This is a genomic window from Algoriphagus antarcticus, from assembly GCF_002150685.1.
In the GTDB taxonomy this organism is placed as follows: domain Bacteria; phylum Bacteroidota; class Bacteroidia; order Cytophagales; family Cyclobacteriaceae; genus Algoriphagus; species Algoriphagus antarcticus.
The window spans coordinates 1-6,085 of record NZ_MSSW01000028.1 but is presented as its reverse complement, the minus strand read 5'-3'; the positions used below and the strand labels follow the sequence as shown (position 1 = coordinate 6,085).

Genomic DNA, 6,085 nt, shown 5'->3' with positions numbered 1-6,085 from the left:
AGCGCTTTTACAGGAATTGCCTTTGGCAATATCGCAGAATCCGATTGTTATGTGATTGCTAGAATCGTAAATGGGATCTGGTTTTCGTTTTGTGCTGAAGGCACAATCGGTATTAGCCCAGAATGAAATTCTGGGTATTAGGATATTCGAAATAAACAGAGTGCCAACGGCACGATCTGTATAAGACAATCAGTAAACGATGTAGGATATTTAATCAATTACATCCCGATTGTTATTGAGGATTGTAAGGATATGAGGATGGGATTATATCCGACAACTGTACGGATTGCACAAAGTTATCACGAACTTTTGACTATGCCGAACGGGGAATAAATTCAGCATAGTTGATTCTCGTCCAAGTTTTTTGGGGCATGGATACGGTAAACTCTAAGTTCTGAAGAGTCTTTTTCGTTGTATCAGTTTTCTAACTTTAGGGTCTTTGCGGTGATTAACCGAGATCAGAAGAGAAATCAACTTCAGGTATCAGTTCCTTCACTTTGGTCGCAATTATTTCATACTGCTCTTCCTGTAAGAAATGCTTGGAATTTACTTTGGTAACCGGAATGCCTGGCCGGGCATCTTCAAATGATTTACCGTGTTCTTCGAATTTTAAGAAAGGGTCTTCTTCTCCCCATACCAGTTGCACCGGGTAAGCCGGGTTTTGCCAAGCACGGTAACAGTCCCGTGTAAATGCTGAGGACTGATCAAAATTGCGCATAATTTTTAAAAAGGCCTTACCGTCATCTTCTCTTTTTAAAAGATGAATGTAGGCGCCAGTTTCTTCCGATGAAATAACATCATTATTGACCACCCCTGCCATATTCATCATCAACGGAAAAGTTGTAGGTGTTAACATGGCTAAGGCTGCCTCGCCAAGGATTGGCTTTTCAAATGGGCGGAAAGGGAGAGGTTTTACAAAATTCTCCAGATCCAGCATAGCGTTCAAAACCGTAATCGACCGAATGCGGTCGCTGTTTTGGTTAGCCATGGAAAAGCCAATAGGTCCTCCAATATCATGAACGAGAAGGTGTGCCTCGTTAATGTCCAGTGCATCTAAAAACTGGTTGCAGAACCGACCAAAGTTGCTGAATATATAATCAAAATCTTCCGGCTTATCCGACAAACCCAAACCCGGTAGATCAATGGCAATAGCCCGGAGGCCTTTTTTCTGGAGCTGGTCCACGACTTTGCGGTAAAGAAATGACGAAGTAGGTACCCCGTGAATACAAAATACCACAGGGCCAGTGCCGGCATCCAGGTAAAAAGTTTTGATCCCTTCTATAGTCACGTATTTGCCGTTGGCTTCGTGTTGGCTGATGATAGCTTCTGATTCTGTTGACATGATGATTTTATTTAGTTTTCTAAACTTTTTACAAATTTTGGCGAGCATTACTAAGTCCTTACAGGATATACGAAATCTTGCCAACAGAAAACTTAACCGTTCGGAAGACTTATGTCACATTGAATTACTTTCTACCTCTTACTTATTACACATCAATCTACTTACTACCTTTTACCTTTTACAGAAAACACTACTTACAAATCAAACTACTTACCACCTCTTACTATTTACCTCTTACTGCTTACAAATCAAATTACTAACTACGTCTTACTTCTTACACTGTTAACTACTTACAAATCAAACGTCTTACTTATCTCCGTAAAGTGCCTTCCCAGCTTCCTCATACTTATCACCTGGAACCCACATCGGTTGATCGGCGGCGTTGGCGATGTTTTCAGCAGCCAGGATAAAAGATTTCCAGTAAAGCGTCACATAATCCAAATCGATTGATTCCACTTCATCACCAGCTTTATGATAATACTTGTTGATCTCATCGTCAAAAGCCGTAAAACCAAGACTGAAGGTTGGAGCTGGAATACCTTCTTTTGCGAAGTTTACATTATCTGATCTATCGTAAAGTCCTTGCTCAGGAGCAGGATCAGCTATTGCTTTAAGGCCAAATTCCGAAACTGCTTGAGAAACCAAGTCATCACCAGTCGTTCTTCCCAAACCGATCACCGTAATAATAGAAGTGTCATTGTACCCAGCGCCGTCAATATTCAAATTGTATATGATTTGATTTAGAGGAACCAATGGATTTTCTGCAAAGTATCGGCTACCCAGCAGGCCTTTCTCCTCAGCAGTCCAAAGTGCCAACAGAACGGATCTTTGGGGAGGATTTTCAGCAAAATACTTAGCTGCATTCATCACAGCTACAGTTCCGATGGCATTGTCTCGCGTTCCGTTGTAAATAGAATCTCCGCTCTCATCAGGGCGTCCTATTCCTACGTGGTCATAGTGGGCAGAAAGCATCACATATTCATTTTTGAGTGTTTTGTCTGTTCCTTCTATCCACGCGATTACATTTTTACCTTCAATTTCCTTGTTAGTTTTTCCTTCAATTTCCAAAACCGCCGATTTAGCTTTTCCCGTAGAGATTTCTTTTGGTAGTGCATTGGACAAATCCTTCACCCAGATGTAAGGCAATTTACTCGACTCACCATTATCAATGCCCATTTGAGCACGGTTTAGGTAATTGGAAATCAATTGCCAAGGAATAGATGGGATATTAAAACGCTCGATCAGAGCCACTGCGCCTTGTTTCTTGGCATTTGCAGTTTTTTCGCTGCCCAAAGTAAACAAATCAGCAGGCCCCATTTTGCCGGGAGCGCCCACACTGCTTACTGCTATTTTTCCAGTCAGATCTTTCCCTTCAAAATCTTCAGGTGTACCGAATCCCAAATCTACCAACTCATATGTTCCGCTAAGAGATTCCCCATCCAGAACAAGAAGATTTACACCTTGGCTGTATGTAGAATCGCCCATAGTGATTTCACCTTTGGAAGGTGGGGATGAAAGGCGAAAGGGGATATTTTGAAAATAGCCATCAGCTCCTGGAACTGGCTTTGCGCCAGCTGCTTCCAACTGATTTGCTATGAAATCATAAGCAAGTGCCATTTCCGGTGCAGCAGGATCTCTTCCTTTCAGTTCATCTGAAGCCAAATAAGTTAGATCAGCAACCGCTGCTTTTTGATCGAATTGCTTTTCAATTTTCTTCTTTTGTGCTTCAGCTACAAAAGTCACAGATAATAAAAGGCTAAGGCCTAAAAGTGATTTTTTCATGTGTTTATAAAGTGTGATTTTTAGAATATATGATTATGCGCTTGATTTCAGTTGTCCTGTTTTGATGGTCGGATGGCCGATGACCGATGTAGTCTCAATGTTAACACTAACCATTTCCTATATTGCTTTTATTTTCTTCTCTGGCAGAAAAGAGGACATACTTACTAAAGTAATTTAATTTTGAATTAAATGTCCTTATTCCTCCAGATGAAACTTTGACCATCCCAGGTCAGTGATGGTTTTTTGGAAATGAGAAGGAAGTTCCGCACGAACGATTATAGTTTCTTTCGAAATAGGATGGCCGAACTCAAGTTGCCTGGCATGCAAAAGAAGATTCTCCAAACCAAATTGCTTTTCGAAAAACTGGTTTTGTTTGTTATCTCCATGCTTTTTGTCACCCAAAATGTAATGTCGAATATGAGCCAAATGCCTTCTGATCTGATGAGTGCGGCCAGTTTCTGGTTTTAGCTCAAGGAAACTATACCGACTGGTAGGATACCTTCCAGTCGTGTCAAATGGAATCTCAGCTTCAGCAATGACTTGATAAGAGGTTTTAGCTTCCTGCATTCTTCCTGATCTTTCGCTTTTCAAGGGGTGATCTATCAGATCTGACTTATTAACAGGAATCCCGCGTACTATCGCTAAGTAAGTTTTCTTAACGGATCGGTCGGCGAATTGCTCCTTTAGTAGAGGTAGAATTTCTTCTTTTTTGGAAAAAAGCAGTATTCCGCTAGTTGGTCTATCTAGGCGATGCACTGGCGACACATGCTGCCCAATCTGATCTCGGAGCAGCTGCAAGGCAAAGACAGTTTCGTCTGCTGCGATGGAAGTGCGGTGGACAAGCAAGCCAGAAGGCTTATTGATCGCAATGAGGTATTCGTCTTCGAAAAGTATTTCTAAAAGCACTGTGAAATTTGAAATTATTGAATTGAAAATTTAAAATGAATACTCGTTGATTGAAGTGAAAAAAGTGGAAGGTCTTAATTTAGGTTGAACAGCCCTATTTGTCATAAAATTAATTTATTCAAAAGTGAAACTAAGAGCTATTTCAAATTGATTTTATTATTCTTCCGTTACCTTTCTGCTCTCTTGATACGGGAAATCTCGCTTCTGGCATCATTCCGTATAGAAATAATGTTTTCTTGGTAATAACATCAAATCGGATGATTTCTAGCTCAGACTTCAACTGATTCGTTGACCTCGTAAACCGTAAACCGTCAATAGTAAATCAAATCATATCTCTTATCATTTTCATCACTTTTTCCATTTCACTGCGAACTTCGGAGGCTTTGTAAGGATAATTGGAATTCATGAAAGCAAAGCAATAAATTTTGCCACTTTTGGTTCTGATAAGACCTATAAGACTGTGATTATTACTCATCGTACCAGTCTTCGCGAATATATAAGGTTGCTCTGCTTTATAACCATTTTCTAGGGTTCCTGTTTTTCCGCCTGTTGGCAAAAGCTCAAACAACTGCTGATCTGGCATCATGCGATAGATCTTTTCAAAAAGTGCGACCATGGTGCGCGGAGTCATCAGATCGTGACGGCTTAAGCCACTTCCGTCCACCCATTGAGGTGGATCAGGAAGGTCAAAGAGGTATGTTTTGAGCATGAATTCAATCGCTCGCTCGGTATCCAATCGCTGAAAAAGACGATCTGAAACCATCAACATCAACTGCTCAGCCAGGAAATTATCGCTTTCAAGCATCATTTCCTTTAGGATTGGGAAAAGCGGCGCACCACGGAGAATCTCGTGATTCTGGGGTAAACTGTCAGCTTGATAGATCCATTTCTTTCCAGTTGCGTCAGAAGCTAGTTGTATGAAAAGCTCAGGCGTGTAGATAAATGGAATAAATTCCTCTCTAGCTCTGAAGTTGCTTGGGTTGTAGTAGAATTTATTGCTGTGAAAATCCCGCTCCAATTCGCGGATAGTTCGCTGAGTGCGGAATACAGCTGGCTGAAAGCTAGGAGGGAAGACAGTTGGGGCGTTTCCTACTTTTCTCACCTGAACTAGGTTGCCGTAGATAGGCAGGGAAGTGCGCTCTGCGGAATAATTGAAATAGTAATCATCCCACTGCCAACCATAGCCAAATGCAGGCGACATCATATTCGCATCCGAGAAAATAACCTGATCGTAGGGCTCAATAAGTTGTGCTATTCTAGGCTGATCAAACTTTTTGTATTTCCAGCTTGGATCTCCCGACCCCCAAATTCTAATCGTTTTACCATCTCGCACATACCGAAGTGTTTGTGTGCTGTCGCCCAAAATAATGAGTGAGGAGAACAAGGTAAAAAGCTTGGTAGTAGAAGCTGGGATAAATCGTTGATGACTGTTTTTCTCATATAATACAGTTTGAGAATCCAGATCATACAGCATAAAGCCAGTTAGGTGACCATTGAAAAAACTGGATTCTCCCAGAGCCGACTCCAGCTTGATGTATTGTTCTTTGGTAAGTTGGGCAAAAGATGAGCTGAAAAGGAGTAAGCTTAGAAAGGCAAGAAAACTGGTTTTTCTCATTGTTCATTCTTGTTTGAAGCTGCCAAAAACACCAAGATCCACCCAGAGATAAATGCTACTCCGCCGAGAGGAGTGATAGCACCCAGCCATGTGATACCTGTGAGTGACAGTATATATAGAGAGCCTGAGAAAATAAAAATCCCCACCACCATTAGTATAGTTGCTGTGCTGAGTTTTTTCCAATTTGGTTTTACTAAAGCTAAAATCCCAATTATAAAAATAGCCAGCGAATGATAGAAATGGTATTTCACGGCGGTTTCAAAAGTTTCAGCTCTGCCTGTTTCTGCCAAAATCTCTTTCAGTCCATGTGCTCCAAAAGCACCGATTCCCACTGCCAGCATTCCAAAAATCGCCGCTGTTTGTATGATTTGATTTCCCTTCATTGTTCCTTATTTCTCAATTAATTATTGAGGCTTTTATTTGTTCATTTATTATTCATC

The 6,085-nt window shown here is 41.0% G+C and carries 5 protein-coding genes; all 5 read right to left on the bottom strand.

From position 1 onward, the window contains the following. Nucleotides 1–448: 448 nt before the first annotated feature. A complete protein-coding gene (locus BVH04_RS10930) occupies nucleotides 449–1,342 on the bottom strand; it encodes an alpha/beta fold hydrolase (RefSeq protein WP_086541511.1) in 894 nt (297 codons plus the stop codon). 306 nt (nucleotides 1,343–1,648) lie between these two features. Further along, the gene (locus tag BVH04_RS10925; RefSeq protein WP_086541510.1) at nucleotides 1,649–3,124 is read right to left on the bottom strand and encodes a M28 family peptidase; all 1,476 of its coding nucleotides are present in this window, start codon (nucleotides 3,122–3,124) and stop codon (nucleotides 1,649–1,651) included. 195 nt (nucleotides 3,125–3,319) lie between these two features. After that, complete coding sequence (locus tag BVH04_RS10920; protein ID WP_086541509.1) at nucleotides 3,320–4,030, bottom strand: pseudouridine synthase; 711 nt, start codon at nucleotides 4,028–4,030, stop codon at nucleotides 3,320–3,322. Nucleotides 4,031–4,352: 322 nt separating this feature from the next. Further along, nucleotides 4,353–5,645: a D-alanyl-D-alanine carboxypeptidase/D-alanyl-D-alanine-endopeptidase gene (locus BVH04_RS10915; protein WP_086541508.1), complete on the bottom strand. Its 1,293-nt coding sequence runs from the start codon at nucleotides 5,643–5,645 to the stop codon at nucleotides 4,353–4,355. Beyond that, nucleotides 5,642–6,028: a DUF423 domain-containing protein gene (locus BVH04_RS10910; RefSeq protein WP_086541507.1), complete on the bottom strand. Its 387-nt coding sequence runs from the start codon at nucleotides 6,026–6,028 to the stop codon at nucleotides 5,642–5,644. Before BVH04_RS10910 ends, BVH04_RS10915 begins: the two co-directional genes overlap by 4 nt. Nucleotides 6,029–6,085: the final 57 nt, after the last annotated feature.